This window comes from Pseudorhodoferax sp. LjRoot39 (assembly GCF_964253035.1).
In the GTDB taxonomy this organism is placed as follows: domain Bacteria; phylum Pseudomonadota; class Gammaproteobacteria; order Burkholderiales; family Burkholderiaceae_C; genus Pseudorhodoferax.
The window spans coordinates 997,386-1,018,021 of record NZ_CAXUQL020000001.1 but is presented as its reverse complement, the minus strand read 5'-3'; the positions used below and the strand labels follow the sequence as shown (position 1 = coordinate 1,018,021).

The following is a 20,636-nucleotide window of genomic DNA, read 5'->3' as shown; positions in this document are numbered from 1 at the left end:
GCCCGAAGGCCCTTCCCGCTGTTGTGCGTGCCGCTCAGGCCACTTCGCCCAGCGCGTCCGACAGCGCGTTCACCAGCCGGTCGATCTCGGCCTTCTCGCTGATGAAGGGCGGGGCCAGCTGGATCGTGTCGCCGCCGTAGCGCACGTAGAAGCCCTTCTTCCACATCGCCATGGCGATCTCGTAGGGCCGCTTGGCTGGCTCGCCCGGCACCGGCGCGATCGTCAGGCCTGCGGCCAGGCCGATGTTGCGGATGTCCAGCACGTGCTTGGCGCCCTTCAAGCTGTGCACGGCCTGCTCGAAATGCGGTGCCAGCGCCTTCACGCGGCCCACGCCGTCCTCGGCCTGCAGCAGCTCCAGCGCGGCCAGGCCGGCAGCGCAGGCCACCGGGTGGGCCGAGTAGGTGTAGCCGTGCGGGAACTCGACCATGTACTCGGGGCCGCCGGCCGCCATGAAGGTGTCGTAGATCTCCTTGCTGGCCACCACGGCGCCCAGCGGCTGCGTGCCGTTGGTCACCTGCTTGGCGATGTTCATGATGTCCGGCGTCACGCCGAAGAACTCGGCACCCGTCATCGCGCCGCAGCGGCCGAAACCGGTGATGACCTCGTCGAAGACCAGCAGGATGTTGTGGGCCGTGCAGATGTCGCGCAGGCGCTGCAGGTAGCCCTTGGGCGGCACCACCACGCCGGCCGAGCCCGAGAACGGCTCGACGATCACGGCCGCGATGGTGGAGGCGTCGTGCAGCGCGATGATGTCCAGCAGCCGGTCGGCCAGCTCGGCGCCTGTTTCCGGGATGCCGCGCGTGAACGCGTTGGCGGCCAGCTGCGTGTGCGGCAGGTGGTCGGCCTCGATGGTCTGGCCGAAGGCCTTGCGGTTGCCGACCATGCCGCCGACCGAGATGCCGCCGAAGTTGACGCCGTGGTAGCCCTTCTCGCGGCCGATCAGGCGCGTCTTGCCGGCCTGGCCCCTGGTGCGCCAGTAGGCACGCGCCATCTTGAGCGAGGTGTCGGCCGCTTCCGAGCCCGAGCCCGCGAAGAACACGTAGTCCAGCCCGGCCGGCGTCAGTTCCTTGATCTTGTTGGCCAGCGCGAACGAGCCCGGGTGGCCGAACTGGAACGCCGGTGCGTAGTCCAGCGTGGCGATCTGGCGCGACACGGCCTCGGTGATCTCGGCCCGCCCATGGCCCAGCCCCGTGCACCACAGGCCCGACAGGCCGTCGAAGATCCTGCGGCCATCGGCGTCGGTGAAGTAGGCGCCCTTGGCGCCCACGACCATGCGCGGGTCGGCCTTGAAGTTGCGGTTGCCGGTGAACGGCATCCAGTGCGCGTCCAGCCAGGCGGCGTCGGTTGGGGAGGATTGGGTCTGCGGCGCGGACAGCACGGTCATGGCGGCTCCGGGATGGGTTGGAAAAGCGTGCATTGTTCGGCAGCACCATCTCTTGGACAATGTTGATGTATCAAACTTCAGTTGACGATCCATGCAAGTAAAGAACCGCGCCGTGCTGGGGCAGCTGGACGACATGGACCTGCGCCTGCTCAAGGTGTTTCGCAGCGTGGTGCAGTGCGGCGGCATGACGGCGGCCGAGCTGGAGCTCAACATCGGCACCTCGACCATCAGCCGCCACGTCAAGGACCTGGAGACGCGGCTCGGCCTGGTGCTGTGCCGGCGCGGCCGGGCCGGCTTCGCGCTGACCGAGGAAGGCCAGCGCGTCTACGACGAAACCCAGCGCCTGCTGGCCTCGGTCGACGTGTTCCGCAGCGGCATCGACGACATCCACGGCCGCATGGGCGGCGCGCTGGAGCTGGCCGTGTTCGACAAGACCGCCACCAACCCGCAGGCGCGCATCGCCGAGGCCATTGCGCTGTTCCGCGCCCAGGCGCCCGAGGTGCAGCCCAGCCTGCACGTGGCCTCCATCAACGAGATCGAGCGCGGCGTGATCGACGGCCGCTTCGCGCTCGGCATCATCCCTGCGCACCGGGCCTCGCGCAGCCTGCGCTACACCGAGCTCTTCGGCGAGACCATGCTGCTGTACTGCGGCCGCGCGCACGCGCTGTTCGGCGCGGCGCACACCAGTCTCAGCTGGGCGCGGCTGCGCCAGTACCCGTTCGCCGGCCTGGGTTACCACTCGCCCAACATGGAGCTGAGCCACCAGGAGCGCCTCGTGCGCCGCGCCAGCGGCTACGACCAGGAGGCCATCGCCACGCTGGTGCTGTCGGGCTGCTTCCTCGGGTTCCTGCCCGACCACTACGCGGCCGGCTTCGTGGCCAAGGGCCTGATGCAGGCCGTGGCGCCCGAGCGCTTTTCCTACGCCTGCCAGTTCGTGAGCCTGCTGCGGCGCTCACCCCAGCCTTCGCGTGCGGCGCTGCTGTTCCAGGACTGCCTGAACGCCGCCCACGCCGGCGCTCCATCTCAATAGTGGGGCGGCAGCTCGTCGCGCAGGTTGCGCGGCGCCCCTGAGGCGCCGGGGTCGGTTTGCAGCGCCCGCAGTGCCTCCAGCTGGCGGACCAGGGCGTCGATCTGCTGCTGCTGGCGGTACACGGTCAGGTTCAGCTCGTCCAACAGGTCTTCGGCCTCGCAGGCCTTGAGTTCCAACGCGTCGAGCCGCCGTTCGAGAGGGTCTTGGGCATCCATGGCGGGGATTGGACACCATGGCTGCACGTTGTCACGCGTCGGTACTAGAATCCTGCCGCCGTGGGGGGGTAGCTCAGTTGGGAGAGCGCCGCGTTCGCAATGCGGAGGTCGTGAGTTCGATCCTCATCCTCTCCACCACCGGATCGAGTGCCCTGTGGAACCCCATCTCGCCTCCGGCGGGACAGCTGCGGGACACACAGATGGCAAGTGTGACTTAAACCAAAGACTTGCACCTCATGCAAGTTTTAAGTTTATTTTGCAGGTGCAATTCTTAAGTTAAACGCTCCGTTCGGAGCCGTTCAAGTTGGCTCGGCCTCACGCAAGGCCGTCCATAGGTCGCGTTTAGTGGCGCTGTCACGCAGAGCGCTGCCGAAATTCAGTCGCGGCACGCGTCATTCCCCATGCCTGACCTGCACAGACGTGCCGGTTCGTCGTCGCCCCGGCGGAGCCTTTCGTCGCCCCTGTGGAGGAAAGCCATCACAGCTGCGCCAATGCCATCAGAAGTTCTGTATATTCGCACAGCTAGTCCTGCGAACTGGTGGACTTCACCAGTTCGGAGACCGCATCCAACTCAGACATCGTGATGAAGACGTCCGCATCCAAGGTCGGTAGAGGTAAGGCCGCCCATTTTTCCGGCCATGAAACGTTCCCGCTTCGTCAGATGTGGCTGAAGAAGGCTTTCGATCAGGCCGAAGAGGGAGGGCTCATCTCTAAGTCGACCTTCGCGGATGAGAACGCGATCGCCGAATTCGGCGTTGGCAAGAACATGGTCGCGTCGATCCGACATTGGGCATTGGCATGCGGAGTCATGCATGAAGTAGATGATGGCTTTCGCATTGCAAGCCTCGCGACCGAGATCCTCCAAGACGGCGGCCTTGACCCCTATGCTGAGAATCCGTCAACCGCATGGCTTGCGCATTGGCAGCTTGCGGGACGCTGCTTTCGCTCGACCACGTGGCAATGGTTGTTCAACCACGTAACGGCGCCGAACTTCACCCGCCAAGAACTCGAAGAGCCCTTGGCCCGCCACGCCCGAGAGCTTGATCCGAAGCATCGACTTTCCGCGACAACGATCTCGCGCGACTTGGAAACCTGCCTGCGTAGCTACGCTCCACGCGCTGCCGGTGGTTCGCCCGAAGACTTCGCCGAGCCGCTGCTCGGCGAGTTGGGCCTGCTGCAGGAGGTCCACAAGGGCCAGTACGCTTTTCGGCGAGGTCCTAAGGCCTCGCTGCATGACGGCGTCTTCGCATACGCCCTCGTCGACTTCTGGGACCGAACGGCCGAAGGCCAAAGTTCGCTGGCCTTCGAGACCATCGCCTATGCCGAAGGATCGCCGGGCAGAGTCTTCAAACTCGACGAGGAATCGATCGCCCAACGGCTCATCGCCATCTCCGATTTCACCGGACGCAAACTCGAATGGACCGACTCTGCCGGCCTTCGCCAAGTCCACCGCAAGCAGCTGTCCGGGGAAGACATCAAGAACATGGTCAGGCGCGCCTATGACTGAAAAGAAGCAACAGGCCCTCTCAGACATCGTCCAGATTTCGCGCCAGTACCAACGATCCATTCGCGTCGACGCCGACATCGGCCGCGCTGACGCCCTCTCCGGATACATCTGTCATGCGACGGCGGCCTCCGTGGTCGATGGAATGTGCAAGCAGCTTTCCGGCACCAATCAACGCTGCTTCACCTGGACCGGCCCCTTCGGCGGCGGCAAGAGCTCTCTGGCCGTGGCCTTGGCGAGCGCGCTGCACTCGGATAAGAACCTGCGGATCAAGGCCCGCGAGGCGCTGCGCCTGGACTCCAAGCCCACCTTCGACAAGGCCTTCCCGGTGCGCAAGGGATGGCTACTTGTGCCGGCCGTGGGTCGGCGCGGAAGCGTGGTCTCCGAGCTCCATGCGTCGCTGCGCCGCGCGCAGGGGCGCAACGTCGATGGCCGCAGCAAGCCCACTGCCCAATCGCTGATCGCGGAGCTTCTCGAAGAGGCCAAGAGCCGCCCGCATGACGGCACTCTGGTCATCATCGACGAGATGGGCAAATTCCTTGAAGCCTCCGCGCTGGGATCCGGGGACGATGTCTACTTCTTCCAAGAGCTGGCCGAGGCCGCCGCGCGCTCCGAAGGCCGCTTGGTGGTCGTGGGGGTGCTCCATCAGTCTTTCGCGCAGTACTCGGCCCGGCTTGGCATCGACACCCGAGACGATTGGGCCAAGGTCCAAGGCCGCTATGTCGACCTGCCGTTCGTGGCCGCGAGCGACGAGGTGGTTGAGCTCATAGGCCGCGCGATCGAAGCCAAGATGCGCCCCGAATGGATGGCCGAGGCCTCCGTCGCCATCGCGGAGGCGATCCGTTCGCGCCGCCCTGCCGTGGGCAAGAACTTCGCCAAGGCCTTGGAGGCCTGCTGGCCGCTGCATCCGGCCATGGCCGCGCTGCTCGGCCCAATCTCCAAACGGCAGTTCGGCCAGAACGAGCGCAGCACCTTCGGCTTTCTGTCGTCGGTCGAACCGCATGGCTTCCGCTCGTACCTGAACTCAACGCGCAAGGACGAAGCGAGTTGGTATCGCCCGAGCGATTACTGGGACTACCTGCGCTCGAACTTGGAGCCGGCGATCCTGGCCTCGCCCGACGGCCACCGCTGGTCGCAAGCCGTGGAAGCGGTGGAGCGGGCCGAAGCCAAGACGGGCGACGCCTTGCTTGTTTCGATGATCAAGAACATCGCGATCATCGACCTCTTCCGCAACGGATCGGGCCTGGCGGCCGATTCGGCGGTGATCGCCTCGCTCTTTTACCCGCGGCCGGCCGCGGAGCTCGACCTCGCCCTCCGAAAGCTCACCGAGCTCAAAGTTGCCCTCTTCAAGAGCTACACCGGCGCTTGGTCGGTGTTCGAGGGCAGCGATTTCGACATCGACGCGGCCATCGCCCAAGCCCTGGCCGCCTCCCCCGGCATCGACTACGCCCGGCTCGCGCAGCTTATGGGCCTGCACCCAGTGGTGGCCAAGCGGCACTACCACGAGACCGGCGCTATGCGCTGGATGGAGCTCTCGCTGTGCAGCATCGAGCAGGCCGAGAAGATCACCGCCGACTACCGCCCCAAGAAGGGCGAGTTCGGCACCTTCATCCTCGCGCTACCGAGCAAAGGCACGAAGCCCAGAGACGCGAGGAAGCGCGCGCAGGCATGCGCGAAGCTGCGTCCTTGGCCGGTGATGATCGGCATCCCTGAAAACCACGCCCGCATTGCCGAGCTCTCGGCAGAGTTGGTGGCCTTGGAGCAAGTCAAGGATCGCCACGAGCTCTCGGGCGACGCCGTCGCCCGCCGCGAGGTCTACGCCCGCCTAGCGGCCACCCGCGCCGACTTGGAAGACCAACTGCAAGCCGCCGTGTCGCTGGCGAAGTGGCACGACGGATCCGATGAAGTCGTGGAGCCTGGCACCAAGCTATCGCCTGTCGCCTCGGAGCTTGCGGAAGAACTCTTCGCCCACTCGCCCCCGGTGTGGAGCGAGCTGGTCAACCGCGACAGCGTGTCGAGCAACAGCGTGAGGGCGAGGGGCGACCTGTTGCACGCGATGATCAACGCCGAAGGCCAAGAGGCATTGGGTTTCGAAGGCTACCCGGCCGAGCGCGGCCTCTACGACACGCTGCTCAAACGCACGGAGCTGCATCGCCAGGACACCTCCGGCGCATGGCGATGCATTCCCCCCGGCGACGGCTTCGCCGAAGGATTCGCGCCGTTGTGGGAGGCCACCCGAGCCCTTTTCTCGGACGCTGACGCTCGCGTGGGCGCGCACGAGATCTACGCGCTGTGGAGCGCGCCGCCCTTCGGCATGAAGCAGGGCATCCAGCCCGTGATCCTCACGGCCTTTTTGCTCGCCCACAAGGCGAACATCGCCGTCTACAAGGACGGGATGTTCGTGCCCAGGCTCACCGACTTCGATGTCGACGAGTGCCTGCAAGACCCCGACCGCTTCTCGCTGCGTTGGGTGGCCATCGACGAGGACAAGAACCGGATCCTCGAAGGCATTTCGAAGCTGCTGGCCGAGATCGGCGAGAACGCCGGCGCGGCCGACCCGCTAGAGGCCGCCCGCGGCCTGGTGGCAATGGTCTTCAACCTGCCCGAATGGGGCCGCCGAACCTCCCGGCTAGGCCAGACAGCCAAGGACATGCGCGACATGCTCTTGAAGGCCAGCGACCCGCACAAGGTGTTGTTCGTCGACCTGGCGTCCCTTTTGGGTGCGGCCGACGGTAAGGCCTACGTGAAGGCGCTGCGCGCGCCGCTGCAGGAGCTCGCCGGCGCCTACGGCAAGATGCTCTCGGAAGTCGAAGCCAAGATGCTGTCCGCCCTCGACGCGAGCCGCGACGACCTCGAAGCCCTGCGCGAGCGGGCGAAGTCGGTCTCCGGCATCTCGGGTGATTTCCAGATGGATGGCTTCGCCACGCGCCTGGCCAACTACGACGGATCGCGCTCCTCCCTTGAAGGCATCCTAGCCCTGGCGGCCGAGAGGCCTCCTCGCGACTGGGTGGACCGGCATATCGATGCGGCCGTGTTGGAGCTGGCGAAGTTTGCCCGGCGCTTCCGCGAATCGGAGGCGTTCGCAGCCGTGCAGGGCCGCAAGGCGCACAGCGAAGCCATCGCAGTCGTCATCGGCGCGGGCGCGGACACCAAGACGATCTCGCGCTCGTTCGCGATTTCGGATCGGCATCGCAAGACCGTGGAGGCCAAGGCCGACGAGGTGGCCTTGATGCTCGAGGGCCAAGGCTTGGGAACCGACATATTGCTAGCGATCCTGGCCAAGGCCGGGATGAAGCTGGCGTCCATCGACAAGGAGGAGGCCAATGGCTGAGCGGCATGTTCTGGGGATCTCGGGCGGAAAGGACAGCGCGGCGCTGGCCGTCTACATGGCCGCCAAGCACCCTGAGCTCGACATTGACTACTTCTACACTGACACCGGCGAAGAGCTCCCCGAGGTCTACGAGTTCTTGGCCAAGCTCGAAGGGAAGCTGCACAAGCCGATCCTTCGGTTGAACCCCAACCGAGACTTCAAATTTTGGCTGCGCCAATACAACCACTTCCTGCCCAACCCCAATTCGCGTTGGTGCACTCGGAAGTTGAAGCTCGCCCCGTTTGAGGAGTGGGTCAGGCCGATGCTGGCGGCTGGCGACAAGGTCACATCCTATGTGGCCATCCGCGCCGATGAGGACTATCGCGAGGGCTACGCGGCAAAGGCCGAGAACCTCTTTGTGAAGCTGCCGTTCCGCGAGGCCGGTATCGACAAGGCCGGCGTCATCGACATCTTGGAGAACTCTGGCGTCGGCTACCCCAAATACTATGAGTGGCGTTCGCGCAGCGGCTGCACCTTCTGCTTCTTCCAGCAAAAAATCGAGTGGGTGCGCCTGCGGGAAAAGCACCCGGAGGCCTACGAGGCCGCAAAGGCGCTCGAGAAGGACGCATTGGATCATGGCTCGCCCTTTACCTGGTCCAAGGGTGAATCGCTCTCGGACATAGAGCAGCCCGAACGCATCGCGGAGATCCAAGCTGAATACGGCATCCGCCGAGCCCGCATGCTCAAAAGCATCCCCATCAATCCGCTACGGCCCGTAAAATCTTGCCCGGATGATATCGACGACATTTACGGGGTCGATGAGGGCAATGGTTCGTGCGCCATTTGCCACAAATAAAACGAAATAGGGCGGAAAGCACTTGAATATACAGAGAAAACTTTATTTAGGTTTTCTGGCAAGAATATTAGTCCAAGTGATCGCTTGACGTCCCGGAAGGGTGTCCGTGGTTGGCCAATTGCTAATAATATCTAAGCCAGCGGATTCTACGACGAAGCTGAGTTGGGTTTCCGAATATTGAACGTAATATCGTCCATCCGATGCCACAAAGCTGTCATGGCCTTTCTGCATTGATAGGAGAAAAACGCCGTTTTCTTTCAAGGCACGCCGGACAAGGGTCAGCGTGGGCGAAAGTTCGGATCGATCAAGATGCAACAGCGAGGCACATGACCAAATGCCGTCAAATTCGTTGACAAAGTTCAAGTCCTGAGCCCGTCCGACCATCACCTCACAGTCGGCAGTAGCAGCAGCAAGCCGTGCTAGATTCGGGGATGGGTCAAGTCCAACGCAGTCAAACCCGGCGATTTTGAAAGCGTGCAAGTCGCGACCTCCCCCGCAACCGATGTCCAAAATTCGACCACCCGGCGGCACAAATTGCAAGAAACGGGCATAAAGTTGGCTTAGATCAGCTTGCTCGGTCTGGTGAGCATAGCGCTCCGCATGTTCTTCATAAAACGCCAACGTTCGCAGCTCGTTGGCTCGTATCAGTTCCTGCAGCCTTGAGTCCACGCCACACCATCACTTGCTTATTGATCGTACTGAAGCCATTATCAACCAAATCTTGAATTCGGTTGGGAAAAACTGCTTTTTCGTCCGCGGCATTTGCGTGGACTTTTTCGCCAGACTTTGCTCTTTCGTGCAGTCGCTTCATAACAAGATAATGAGCCAAGTATTCCCCCATCACTCGAACTAGTTCATCTTCTCGGGCAAACCCGGCTTTCTCCTGAATTACTTTTGCCAGCCGCTCGCCGACGTTAATTACGTCATCGAAGTAAGGCTCTACGCCGTAGTCCTTATTGTAAACCTCGGCAATATGCTTCACAGTTCTAAACCTAATCCACGCTTCTGCAATTTTTATTTGAAACTCTAGTCCATCGAAATCATTTCCCGCAACAAGCCGAAAGCGCCCCGCATCCGCCGCAACCAAAGCCTTGTTCATCTGACGATAAAGAACGTTAGATTGCCCAAGCAACGCACGTACAGGGCCATAAAGTTCGGATAGCTGCCGAAGCTGCCATTCCACGTAGCTATTTGCCACCTTGGCTTCTGCATCAGCCCGATTAATTCTTCGCTGATGGCGCATTAAAAGAAATTGTGCAAGCAAACTTAGGGTGGCAGTCAGAATTGCCGTTCCGAGAACGGTATATAGAGAATATCGTGACGTCCTGCGTGCTACCTGGTCTGCTCGTTCAGTTGACTTTGCAATTGCGGATTCGACAGAAGTGAGCTTGGAAGCCGCATTGGAAAGCTCCCATCGGGTTTTCTCTGCTTGGATAGATAGGTTTTCGGAAGAATTTTCTACGGGTCGCGTGGAAATACCTTGTTTTTTACTTGCATCCTTGGCGTAGCTATCGATGCTTACTGCGAAGAGGGCAAGGGCAAAAAGCATCGCTGCAATCAGCATTCTCATGATATTTACAGATTATCTTTTCGGATTGCATCTACAGCGGAGGAAATATCGGGGTCGTTAAGAAACGGTGCTTGCCCATAAATCAGACCTTGCTCGCCATTTAGCTTCGCGGCCAAATGACCTCGCCCAAGGAGGAGCTCGGCGCCGGGCCGATCCAAAGCGATTTTGGATGTGGCCTCACTAGACACCTTCAATATCAACCGGTTTCCGAGATTTTCGCGAAGCTGCATCGGCATTACGTCCTTGTCAGGGCGCTGGGCAGCAAAGATGAGGTGAATACCTGCCGCCCGTGCTTTCACGCCCAAACGCTGCACTGCCGCGCCGACCGCCGCTTTGTACGCATCGTCAAGCATCCAGTCGGCGAACTCGTCATGGACCAGGAAGACCATGGGCAGTCGCTCTTCGGCCGAGACTTTGGCGTTGTATGTCGGCAGATCGCGCGCGCGCGCCTTCGCGAACGCGCGGTAGCGGTCCTCCATCTCCTGCACCAGGGCATCGAGCACCTCGCCTGCCTTCTCCTTTGTGGTGACGATCTCGTCGCGCATGTGCGGCAAGTCCGCCAACGGGGCGTAGTCGACGCCCATCTTGGGGTCAATCAAAATGAGCTGGGCCAAGTCTTTGGAGTTCGTGGCGGCGATGTCCAAAATCAAAGCCTGGATCAGCACCGACTTGCCGCTTCCGGTCGCGCCGGCAACCAGCGAATGCGGCTCGTGGGACGACAGCCCGCCGAACTCCGCGCCAATGTTCAGATACAACAGTGAGCCGTTGATCTCTTGGAGGCCCAAGAGGAAGGAAGTGTTGATGCCTGCGACGTTGCGATTGAGCTCCCGGCGTGACCAGAGCTCCCAGAGCGACACGGCCTGCCGTTTGGAGCCGGCGACCGTCACCACGATTTCTCCGGGCTTGGGTTGGACTGTGACGAGGTTGATGGCGTGCGTGGTCAGAAGCTGCGTACGCTTGTTCTCGATATCCTCGACGCGCAACCGATCTGAGCCTGCCAGGCGCACCAGGCAGCCATTGGGCGTAAGCCGAGTCCCAAGGACTGCCGCCTGCAGCCCGTAGCTGTTGAGCGCGGCCTTGAGTTTCTTGGTGACGTCCTGGGCCCATTCCTCGCGTTCGGCATCCGATTGCGCACCGCCAGCGAATTTGGAAGCGACGAGCTCGGAGAGCGCAGTCCCGAGGTTCGCGGACGGCGAGGACTGGGGCGCGGGGCTTTGGGCCGAAGCCGGCGGCGCAGCGTTGGCTTGGGCCGGGCTTTGCGCAGGAGCCGCAGGCTCTTGCGCCGGGTTGCTGGCCAGAGATATCGCGATGGCCACGTCGGGCTCCGGAATGGCTTCAATGGCGGCATCGACCACGCCGCTGGCGAGCTGGCCAATGGCAGCGAGCCATGGGACGCGAGGCGCTGGCTTCTTGAAGCCGTGCCCCTCCCAGGGTTGATGGGCTCCCAGCCCCGCCCGGGCGTCGAGCCCGCCCGCGTCCTTGGCATAGGCCTCGGCGAGCTTGCGAAGGTCTGGACGGTCGAAGACCTCCTGCCAAGCCTTCACCCCATCGGACTCCTCCAAGAGCTCCTGTTCGGACGCCGAAGATGAGCCAGCGTCCGAGTTGTGGACGTAGACGTGCGAGTAGCCGCGGAGCGAAATCTCCACGTCGCCCTCGCGAAGCTTCGCCCGGGCGCGCTCCATCAGGTCTGTTTTCCCCGGCGGGATGTCAGCGTCGATGAGCATGTCGGCCAGGCGCGCGAGCCACACGTCGCGGTCGAGCCGGCCAGGGTCGCCAAAGAGCGCCTCGCGGAACATGCCCAGCGTGGCTAGGAGCTGATCCTTGGAATCGCGCCGCGCCTTTGCGAGGCCCTCGGTGGCGACGTATTTCGATTCGACGATTGAGATGACCACGCGGACGCCTTCCTCCCGCTCCTCGACATTGAGGGCAAGGATGTCGGCGATGCGGCTCTCAGGCTGAGAGAGCCAGCTCGCGTAGTCGTCAAGGAGGAAGTAGGCGGTCAAGACCTGGCCCCCGCCCGCCGCAGCTCTGAACTCTTCGGCGAGCAGATGGCGGCTGAGCACCAGGCCAATCATTTCGCCCGCGGAGACACCACGCTTGGCTGCCCGCAGCACGATGTCGCCGGAGATCGAAAGCGCATCGCGCTTGGCCTTGTCGGCGGCGGCTTGGACCTCGGAAGCGTCGAGCTGCAATTTCAGCTCATCTAGGCGGCGGCGAACCAGCACGCCCAGCAGCCGCAGTTCGGACGTCGAACTCACGATCATGTTGCGGCCGTTGGTCGAACCACGGCGATAGCGAACGACGGTGATGTCGTTGTGCTGAAGCTGACGCTTGTCGAGCAGCTCGTCGTATGTTGCGACCCACTCGGCCAACTCGTGGGCGTCTTTGATCATGCCGGCCAGCGCTGGGCTTTGCAAAGAAATGCGCCGTGCCGGCAGGTAGCGCTCACCGGGCAAAGCGTCGAGTTGCCGGCAGACAGCGGCCACGGCCGACACATAGGACCAACCGGAGGCTGTCTGCAAAGGACAGGTCAAGAAGGTAGTGGATTTGAGTTCGTTCTCGCCTGAGACGCTGCGGTAGGACCAGCGAGATGGAGCATGCTCAAGGTTCGGCCGATCATTGCTCCAAGGTACAGAAAGCCATTCGGCCGAGGCAGCCCGAGAGACCACGTCATGCAAGAAGGCAACATCAAAGGCCTTGAAGCCCTGGGCGCTCTCAGCCGGAGTCGCAGAGATCGGCGTTACCGAGATGCGCAGCTTCGCGATGAAGTTGTTGCTGGTCTCGCTGACCACGGGCAAGTCCGGATCGTCGCCGGCTTTGTTAACCAATTCACCATAGACGCTGCGCAGCTTTGCCGGGTCCGAGTGGCGCACCGACACGCTGCATTGGAGCTTGCCATCCTCTTGAATCGAAGAAAGCTCGCGCACCGTCGCTAGCGGCAGCTCGGCCGCGTCGGCGTTGTAGAGCACGACACTGAGGTTGGAGGCTTCGTGCGGCTGCAATCCGACATAGCGCTCCAAGAGCTCACGAGCCTGCTTGGCAGCGGCGGCCGGGTCCACGTCGGTCATGGCGTCTTGGTTGCCGCGAGTGGGCGACTCCAACAGGCTGTAGCCGTTGACCGTGCTGCTCTCGGAGACCAGCGTCGGAGCGCCGGCCCGGTTGAGGACAGCGATCTCCGGATAAAACGGATGGGCAATCTCGTCGGAAAGCTCGCGCATGAAGATCTCGCGATCCCCATACAGGATGCTGCCGCTGGAGAGCAAGTGGGTGGCGAACCCAGCCACGCGGCGTGACTTCACCGCCAACGCCTTCATGCGTTCCGGGTGCCATGGCGGAATGATGAGCGCGGGGTTGTCTCCAGCGACGCGAGCGGTGCCTACAGAGAGGATCTCGGACACCAAGCGCGAGCGGCACACATCGCCGCGCGCCTGGGACATGAGGGTCGACATCAAAGCACCAAAGGACTCCGCCTGGCGCATGACGGCCTCGCCATGCAAACCGGTGGAGACGAAATCCTCCATCGCCTTGATGTAGTCCTCCTCGAACTTGTCCCAGGACGCCTTGACCTCGTCGCGCTGCGATGGGGTAAGGTAGCCGCCCTCGGCGAGGTCCTTGATCCGGCCTTTGATGTCGGCCCGCAGGCTACGCAGCTTGTTGGCGGCCGGCACAAGGGAACCCGCGTCAGTGGAGTAGGTTGCCTCCAGGGTGCCGGTGTCGAGCAGCGAGACGTTCTGCACCCCGCCTTTCTTGCTCACCAGGCGGCGAGGAACTTCCGTGCAACCGATTGCGCCCTTCTCCAAAAGCCGGCGCATGTCCGCGACCATCGACAGCCCAATGGCGGTGGGTTTGTAGCTCCATAGGAGCTGGGTCTTCGCGAGCACTGTCTCCTTGTCCTTGGAGAGCTGGACCAAGGCCACGTCGAACTTGATCTGCAAGGCCACGCGCGAGAGGGAGGAACTCGGCTTTACCTTGTTCTTCTTGTCGTTGCGGAGTTCCTTTTCCTTGGCGAAGAAGGCCTCGTAGTCGAAGAGCGGGTCGGGAAGGCTCGCGTTGCCCAAGCGTTCGACCTTCCACTCGGCCTTGGAACCCATGAGCTCCTTCAAACCGCGATACATGGCCGAGAAGTAGCTGCCGACGTCGTAGTTGAAGCGCTCGCGCCACTCTTTCCGGCCCTTGGACACGGTGAAGCGCAAGATCCGCTCGCCTTCGGCGTCGCGCAGGCCGGCGTGCAGGCTATTGACCACACGAGCAAAGCCGTCGAAGAAATCGTCGCATTCGATGGGCTTGCCGTAGAGGGCCTTCTCCCAGCGTGCGCAGAGCTTGGCGTCTTGCTCAAGCAGCCGGCGATGCTTGACGAAGAACTCTTCGTCATCCTCGCTGAAGTCGGAGCGACGCTCGCGAGACTTCAGATCCTCCAGGAGCTTGCGCCCTTCGGGATCGAGCGAGTTTTCTTGATCGCAATCGTGATCGAAGAATCGAATCGTTGACTCAGCCAAGCCGAGCAGCTTCTCCTTGGGCTTGTCGAACGCCAAATAGACGCCATCGCCTTCCCACTCGAATTGGGCGAGGGCAGTACCGGCTTCAACATCGCCCGCCGGTGCTGTGGCAAAAGCTTCCAAGGCAAGACGCGCACCTTCGGCAATTTCAGAAGCGTTGGCTGCGATGCGTTCGTTGAGTTCCTCGGGGTCCAGCGGCTGACCGTTCTGGCGCAGCTTTTTGAGTAGCGGCGCGCGTTGGGCAAACAATTTGGTGAAAGCCTTCTGCCACGGCTTGCGATTGGCTGCGAAGGTCTTGGCGTTGGAGAAGAACGCGCTATCGCGCGGCAGGCCTGCTCTCGGCATGGCAAAACCCACGGCATCTCGGATAGCAAGACCACGCGTCGACATAGCCTCAACGATGTCGGAGCAGAACTCGCCAAGCTGTACCAGAGATAGCTCAGAGCATGCGAACAGGCCCCCGAGTGCCGAATGAAACACGGCTCGGTCGTCGGGAACAGGTGATAGCCCCCCCGCGTGCAGCGTGGCATCCACCCAAGGAGCAGGGTCGCCGCGCAGTTCTTTTGCGCCAATCGCCATGACGTGGCCAAGTGTGTCGGCCAGGTTGTGCTCATTTCCGTTGGCCGTCAGGATCGACGCTTTCGTCGTCACCGCGTTGTTGCGCACGTAGCCGGCGTTGTGCGAGATCAAAATCTCGGGCGGCAGGCCTTGCCCCTCAACGAGAGCAGCGGGGATCATCAGATCAACCCGAGCAAGCAGATCCGAGTTGGCGAGGATGACCCTCGCAACGGACGCGATCTGGCTGGAGGACAGCTTGTCGAGCCGGAACAGGGCCGCGGAATCTCCCGGCTGGTTCGAACTTGAGACACGCTGAGCGAGGATGTCGGCGCCCACGCGCCCGATGATGCGATCGGTCAGCACGCCGACTCCTTGTTGAACGCGAACGGGTTCTCAACGAATGAGCACGAGTCGGAAAGCCTTCGCACAAGGCCCAACCCGACCAGCCGCGCTTCAAGGTTGTCTCGGTTTGAACCGCCCCGTATTTTGAGGAGGCTCCAACTTTTGAGAGGATGGAGCCATGAGGAAGTCAGTGAAGTTTTCGCCCGAGGTACGCGAGCGCGCCGTGCGCATGGTGTTCGAGCACCGCGGTGAGTACGAGTCGCAGTGGGCGGCGGTGGTGTCGATTGCCGGCAAGATCGGCAGCACGCCGCAGACGCTGCTGAACTGGGTGCGCCAACAAGAGCGTGACACGGGCCAGCGCGAGGGCGTGACCACGACGCAGACGCAGCGCATGAAGGAGCTTGAAAGGGAGAACCGCGAGCTGCGCAAGGCCAACGAGATCCTGAAGCTGGCCAGCGCGTTTTTCGCCCAGGCGGAGCTCGACCGCCGGCTGAAGTCGTGAAGGCGTTCATCGACGCGCATCGCGCCGCGCACGGGGTCGAGCCGATCTGCAGGGCACTGCAGGTCGCCCCGTCGGCGTACCGGCGCCATGCGGCCCGCCAGCGCCACCCCGAGCTGCTGTGCGCCCGCGCGAAACGCGATGCGGTGCTGATGCCGCAGATCGAGCGCGTGTGGCAATCGAACCTGCGGGTCTACGGCGCCGACAAGGTCTGGCACCAGTTGCAGCGCGAGGGCGTCACGGTGGCCCGCTGCACCGTGGAACGACTCATGCGCCACATGGGTCTGCGCGGCGTGATGCGTGGCAAGGCCGCACGCACCACGATCAGCGACGCCAAAGCGCCTTGCCCGCTGGACCGGGTCAATCGCCAGTTCAACGCGCAGCGGCCCAACCAGCTTTGGGTGTCGGACTTCACGTACGTGTCCACCTGGCAAGGCTGGCTGTACGTGGCCTTCGTCGTGGACGTGTTTGCGCGGCGCATCGTGGGCTGGCGCACGAGCAGCTCCATGCGGACGGACTTCGTGTTGGGCGCACTGGAGCAGGCGCTGTACGACCGTCGTCCGCAGCGCGAAGATGCCCTTGTGTGCCACTCCGACCGCGGATCGCAGTACGTCAGCATCCGCTACACCGAACGGCTTGCCGAGGCCGGCATCGAGCCCTCCGTGGGCAGCAAGGGCGACTCCTACGACAACGCGCTGGCCGAGACCATCAATGGGCTGTACAAGGCCGAAGTCATCCATCGGCGCAGTGCGTGGAAGACCAAGGAATCGGTAGAGCTGGCGACGCTGCAATGGGTGGCCTGGTTCAACCACCAGCGCCTGCTCGAACCCATCGGGTACGTGCCACCGGCCGAGTTCGAGGCCAACTACTATCGAACTCTTGAGCAGCAGGCCATGTCGGCCTGACTCAAGCCAACGGGCCTCCGCGAATTCCGGGGCGGTTCAAAGAGAGATCGGCTCGCCGGCAAGCCGAAGGGCGGCAGTGTCTGCGAACGGATCTTCAACACGTCGCAGTCGCAGTTCGTCAAGGTCTTGATGGGTAGCACCGACCTGGTCGAGAAGTACTTCCGGCGGATCAGCCCGGAGGTGGAGCCATCGCGGCACGCGGTCTGGACGCTGGAACTGTTCGACAAGAACTTTGAAAAGTACTTGAACGAGGTCTACCACCCCAACCATCACACCACATTGGGAATGTCGCCAGATGCAGCATGGGCACTGGGCCTCCGATCCCACGGCAAGCGTGAGCATCGAGAAATTCCCTACAACGCAGCCTTCATCGTTGCGAGCTGTCCCGCTGTTCGCAAAGGCACCGCACGGGTCACTCCTGCCGGCATCAAGATCAACTACCGCTGGTTCAAGTGCCCGGAGCTTCAAGTGCCAGGCGTGCTTGGCACCAACGTGGAAGCGCGATACGACCCCTTCAACGCCGGCATCGCCTACGCATACGTCGGAGGGCAATGGCACACCTGCTACTCCGAACTTCACGCGGTGTTCTCGACCTACAGCGAGCGCGCTGTGTGGCTGGCCACGGAAAGCATGAAGCTCAAGGACCGCGCCGCTGGCAAGCAGTTGGCCATCACGGCAGAGCGGCTCGCGCTGTTCATGCACGCGCGTGAGCTGGAGGAGGACGTTGCGCGGCAAGTTCGCCACGACGTCGAAGCGGCAACGCACCGCAGGAAGATCGAACAGACCGATTCCGACGCTGCGTCACTGCCCCACGGCCAAGCGCCGGCAACACAACCTGTCGTCTCATCTCTTCCTCGCCACACAACCAACGGTGATGGCGCAGCGATCCCCGTGCGGCGCCGTAGCGTGCGAGTTCTGGAGGACCTATGACGGCTGTTGCCCTTGACCCTCGGGTCAGTAGCTTTCGGTCCAAGCTCGTGAAGCACGCGACCATCGAGCATGCCCTGACGCAGCTCATCCGCGCAGTGACGCAACCGCGGCCCGAAAGCGTCATCGTTCTCACGGGCCCGTCAGGCGTCGGCAAGAGCACCATCATCGGCGCCGTGGAAAAGCATCTCCGCAACGTGCACGCGCAACGCATGGCAGACGATCCGGGCATGCTGCCGTACATCTCGCTCCGCGCCCCAACACCGCTGGATGGTCATTTCAACTGGAAGGACGCGTTCACGCGCGCGCTGCACATCGCGGGTGAAGTACTGATCGATCGCAAGGTGCTTCCGCGCTTCGAGATGAGCTTGGACGGTCGGAAGATCGACAGCACGAAGGGCCTTGTCCGCGAAGAGCTGCGAAGAAGTTTGGAGAGTCTGGTACGTCACCGCAAGGTGCCGGTCATCATCCTTGACGAAGCCAGCGCATTGCTGCGGTTGAAGCGCGGCGCTTTGCCGTTCCTGCAGTTCGAGATTCTGAAATCCCTCGCTGTCGAGCTACGGATCCCCATCGTCTTGGTCGGCGCATATGACCTTCTCGGCATTCTCGAAGGCACAGGTCAACTGCTGCGTCGATCGCTGGTTGTCCACTGTCCTCGCTATCAGGAAAGTCAGACTCTCGGCGGAATTGATCCGAATTTTGTCGATGTTCTGCACGCGCTGCTGGCGGCAATCGATTGCCCTCAAGAACCAGGTCTCGCGGATCACTTCGACTTCTTCTACATGAAGTCACTTGGTTGCGTCGGGGTTCTGAAAGATTGGTTGGATCGAGCATTCGTCGCGGCACTTGCTGCCTCACCGGAGGAGCCACTCCTGACGCGCGAGATCATCGAAGCCGAGGCACTGCCCAATCGCCAGATCAAGCGCCTCGCGCAGGAAGCCAAGGTTGGTGAACTGAAGATGGTCGAGGTCGATGACGCAGATGTCGCGAAAGAGCTCAACTTGGCGTACACGCCGTCCATGCATATGCCGGCGCCCGAGTTCGAGATCGCCGTGCGGCCGCCGGTGAAGAAACGCGTCGGCCGCGCCGGAATGCGTGGGCCGAGCCGAGATCAGGTGGGAGCACCCCATGCCTAACCGGACCCTGGATCTGTTTGCCGAAGGTCCGAACGACTCCAGCATGCCACCGCGCAGCACCCTGTACCACTGCCGTCTACTGGGCGAGGGCACCGCACAGCAAGAATCGTTGCTCAACTATCTGCACCGGCTTGCACTCGCTCACAACCTGCGCGTCATGGACTTGCTGGTTCATATCGTTCTGCCAAGAACCAATGTAAGTCTAAACACAGGACGGTTTCGCTTTGCGAGCGATCATGCCCGCACCGTGAATGGTTGCAGCAAGTACGCCATCGAGATTTCTTCGGCTTTAGAAAAATTAACAGGCGTTGGCGATCTAAAGCCTGCAACATTTCTGTACTGGAAGAACTTCTTCGACCGAAAAGGAACGGGCTTACTTCATCCTTCGCGACAATGGTGCCCAGACTGCGTCTCAAAATCTGAGAAGCAGGGCACACCCCTAAACTTTCCGCTATTGTGGGCTTGCGCCGTGGTTAAGCGCTGCCAAAAGCACAACCGGCTGCTCCAGTCCGAATGCGCGTCTTGTCATGCAAAGCAAATCCCGATCTGCGAAAGCTCCCATTATGGGCGATGCTACGCCTGCGGTGCTTCGCTGGGATTACGCCTGAATATTCCCGAGGACGCTCTTGACATAAGCCGTCAAGAATTCTTTTACGAGGCAGTCGGTGAAATGATCGCGCTCGGACCGGCTGCAGAAAATCTTGCGAAGCCGGATAATTTAAGCAATGGACTTCTTCGAATTGCCGAGTCCACTAGGTTCGAATCAGTCCGACAGATGGCAAAGGTCATTTGGATCGCGCCAGAACTTATGGCGGATTGGGTAAAACAAAATACGCAGCCACGATTTGATAGCTTCATGGAGCTATGCTTCAGGCTAGGCGTGAAGCCTCTTGACTTGCTGGACGCGAGTAGAAGTGAAGCTCCGCGCTCCATCAAGTTTTTTGCAAAATTGCCGGTTTTTGGCCGTCGTGGATTCAAGTTGCCCCCAGAGAAGCTGCGTGAGGTCGAGGCGGAATTGCGGCGTCACATAGAAGGCAATTCCACTCCACCAACCTTCAAGAGCATCGCTGCAAAATATCGAAGCTCCGTATCACATCTACGCTATCAACTTCCCGAGGCGAGCGCCGCATTTTTAGAGCGCTCGCGTGAGATTAGATCAGCGGTGACACAAGCCAAGCGCGAAGATCGTCTTCGACGCGCTGCGCACATCGCACGCAAGCTCTTCGAGCAAGGCAAGCATCTCCCGCGGCGGCGTATTGAAGAGGCGCTCGCCGCCGAAAACCTCAGCATTCGATGTCCACACACCCGTCGCGCGGCCTTCGAAGAAATTGAGCGACTGAAGGTCGAAGAAGCCCTCAAGCTTCTCAAGGCGCATACAGCGCTGAAATCGGACGGTGTAATCGCGACAGATGATCCAGCAGCTGCGCGCAAAATAATCTGACGGTAATGCTCAAAGGATCGACCATGACAAAGCGCATAGTTCCCCCACCTGATGGATTTTCAAGCTGGCTGCTTTACGCCATTCAAACCTTCGATGCATCAGGGGCAGCAAACACTTGGTTTCTAGACCATGAGCCTCCCATAACGAGTGACGATATCAGATTCGAGATTTGGTGCGATTTCAATATGTTGCGGATAAAAGCTGGTCTTGCACCTTTGGTCGGTTTCGAATATGGGGATCAGTTGCAAAATTCAAAATGAAGAAGACCATAGTTGAAGCCAACGAGGCTGTGCACGAGCTAACATGTGACCGTTGTGGTCGCCATGCGATACGTAGCGACTACATCTTTTCAGAATTTGTGTCGATTGATTACGTAGGCGGGTATGGATCGATTTTCGGGGATGGGGCCCGGGTGCAAGTCGATTTTTGCCAAGATTGCTTTCGCGACATTGCGGGTACGTGG

At 61.6% G+C, this 20,636-nt stretch carries 14 protein-coding genes, 1 tRNA gene and 1 other annotated feature; of the genes, 10 read left to right on the top strand and 5 right to left on the bottom strand.

What is annotated here, in order from left to right; all coding sequences use genetic code 11:
• Window positions 1–34 precede the first annotated feature (34 nt).
• Window positions 35–1,384, bottom strand: coding sequence for an aspartate aminotransferase family protein (locus tag ACSQ4M_RS04805; RefSeq protein ID WP_436188463.1), 1,350 nt, complete (start codon window positions 1,382–1,384; stop codon window positions 35–37).
• Between the two features lie 91 nt (window positions 1,385–1,475).
• Here ACSQ4M_RS04805 and ACSQ4M_RS04800 point away from each other — a divergent pair, with 91 nt between their 5' ends.
• The gene (locus tag ACSQ4M_RS04800; RefSeq protein WP_436188462.1) at window positions 1,476–2,414 is read left to right on the top strand and encodes a LysR family transcriptional regulator; all 939 of its coding nucleotides are present in this window, start codon (window positions 1,476–1,478) and stop codon (window positions 2,412–2,414) included.
• Here ACSQ4M_RS04800 and ACSQ4M_RS04795 read toward each other — a convergent pair.
• A complete protein-coding gene (locus ACSQ4M_RS04795) occupies window positions 2,408–2,629 on the bottom strand; it encodes a SlyX family protein (protein WP_436188461.1) in 222 nt (73 codons plus the stop codon). The genes ACSQ4M_RS04800 and ACSQ4M_RS04795 overlap by 7 nt on opposite strands.
• Before the next feature lie 62 nt (window positions 2,630–2,691).
• On the opposite strand from ACSQ4M_RS04795, the gene ACSQ4M_RS04790 reads away from it, so the two are divergent.
• From ACSQ4M_RS04790 to ACSQ4M_RS04775, 4 genes are all read left to right on the top strand, one after another.
• Window positions 2,692–2,767 (top strand) — tRNA-Ala (locus tag ACSQ4M_RS04790).
• A 445-nt stretch (window positions 2,768–3,212) separates the two neighbouring features.
• Window positions 3,213–4,136: a DUF4007 family protein gene (locus ACSQ4M_RS04785; protein ID WP_436188460.1), complete on the top strand. Its 924-nt coding sequence runs from the start codon at window positions 3,213–3,215 to the stop codon at window positions 4,134–4,136.
• Window positions 4,129–7,464 carry an ATP-binding protein gene (locus ACSQ4M_RS04780; protein ID WP_436188459.1) on the top strand — a complete coding sequence of 1,112 codons (3,336 nt, stop codon included), beginning with the start codon at window positions 4,129–4,131 and terminating at the stop codon, window positions 7,462–7,464. The genes ACSQ4M_RS04785 and ACSQ4M_RS04780 overlap by 8 nt, the downstream gene beginning before the upstream one ends.
• Window positions 7,457–8,299 carry a phosphoadenosine phosphosulfate reductase domain-containing protein gene (locus tag ACSQ4M_RS04775; RefSeq protein ID WP_436188458.1) on the top strand — a complete coding sequence of 281 codons (843 nt, stop codon included), beginning with the start codon at window positions 7,457–7,459 and terminating at the stop codon, window positions 8,297–8,299. The genes ACSQ4M_RS04780 and ACSQ4M_RS04775 overlap by 8 nt, the downstream gene beginning before the upstream one ends.
• Before the next feature lie 42 nt (window positions 8,300–8,341).
• Here the strand turns inward: ACSQ4M_RS04775 and ACSQ4M_RS04770 are convergent, their stop codons facing one another.
• The 3 genes from ACSQ4M_RS04770 to ACSQ4M_RS04760 are packed head-to-tail and all read right to left on the bottom strand — an operon-like array spanning window position 8,342 to window position 15,286.
• Complete coding sequence (locus ACSQ4M_RS04770) at window positions 8,342–8,920, bottom strand: class I SAM-dependent DNA methyltransferase (protein WP_436188457.1); 579 nt, start codon at window positions 8,918–8,920, stop codon at window positions 8,342–8,344.
• A complete protein-coding gene (locus tag ACSQ4M_RS04765; protein WP_436188456.1) occupies window positions 8,907–9,863 on the bottom strand; it encodes a hypothetical protein in 957 nt (318 codons plus the stop codon). The genes ACSQ4M_RS04770 and ACSQ4M_RS04765 overlap by 14 nt, the downstream gene beginning before the upstream one ends.
• Before the next feature lie 11 nt (window positions 9,864–9,874).
• The gene (locus ACSQ4M_RS04760; protein ID WP_436188455.1) at window positions 9,875–15,286 is read right to left on the bottom strand and encodes an FtsK/SpoIIIE domain-containing protein; all 5,412 of its coding nucleotides are present in this window, start codon (window positions 15,284–15,286) and stop codon (window positions 9,875–9,877) included.
• Window positions 15,287–15,443: 157 nt separating this feature from the next.
• Here ACSQ4M_RS04760 and ACSQ4M_RS04755 point away from each other — a divergent pair.
• The 5 genes from ACSQ4M_RS04755 to ACSQ4M_RS04735 all read left to right on the top strand — a co-directional run bounded on the left by ACSQ4M_RS04755 (window position 15,444) and on the right by ACSQ4M_RS04735 (window position 20,433).
• Window positions 15,444–16,669 (top strand): IS3 family transposase gene (locus ACSQ4M_RS04755; protein ID WP_157086564.1). Its coding sequence is split into 2 segments (ribosomal slippage): window positions 15,444–15,732 and window positions 15,732–16,669, totalling 1,227 coding nucleotides; the frame shifts between segments, so codons are not numbered across the junction.
• Window positions 15,722–15,838 (top strand) — a sequence feature (AL1L pseudoknot). It overlaps the preceding gene by 117 nt.
• 129 nt (window positions 16,670–16,798) lie before the next feature.
• A complete protein-coding gene (locus ACSQ4M_RS04750; RefSeq protein WP_436188454.1) occupies window positions 16,799–17,599 on the top strand; it encodes a Mu transposase C-terminal domain-containing protein in 801 nt (266 codons plus the stop codon).
• Window positions 17,596–18,732 carry an ATP-binding protein gene (locus tag ACSQ4M_RS04745; RefSeq protein WP_436188453.1) on the top strand — a complete coding sequence of 379 codons (1,137 nt, stop codon included), beginning with the start codon at window positions 17,596–17,598 and terminating at the stop codon, window positions 18,730–18,732. The genes ACSQ4M_RS04750 and ACSQ4M_RS04745 overlap by 4 nt, the downstream gene beginning before the upstream one ends.
• Window positions 18,725–20,173 (top strand): TniQ family protein, encoded by a 1,449-nt coding sequence (locus ACSQ4M_RS04740; RefSeq protein WP_436188452.1) that lies wholly within the window; start codon window positions 18,725–18,727, stop codon window positions 20,171–20,173. The genes ACSQ4M_RS04745 and ACSQ4M_RS04740 overlap by 8 nt, the downstream gene beginning before the upstream one ends.
• Window positions 20,174–20,196: 23 nt before the next feature.
• Complete coding sequence (locus tag ACSQ4M_RS04735; RefSeq protein ID WP_436188451.1) at window positions 20,197–20,433, top strand: hypothetical protein; 237 nt, start codon at window positions 20,197–20,199, stop codon at window positions 20,431–20,433.
• Window positions 20,434–20,636 lie beyond the last annotated feature (203 nt).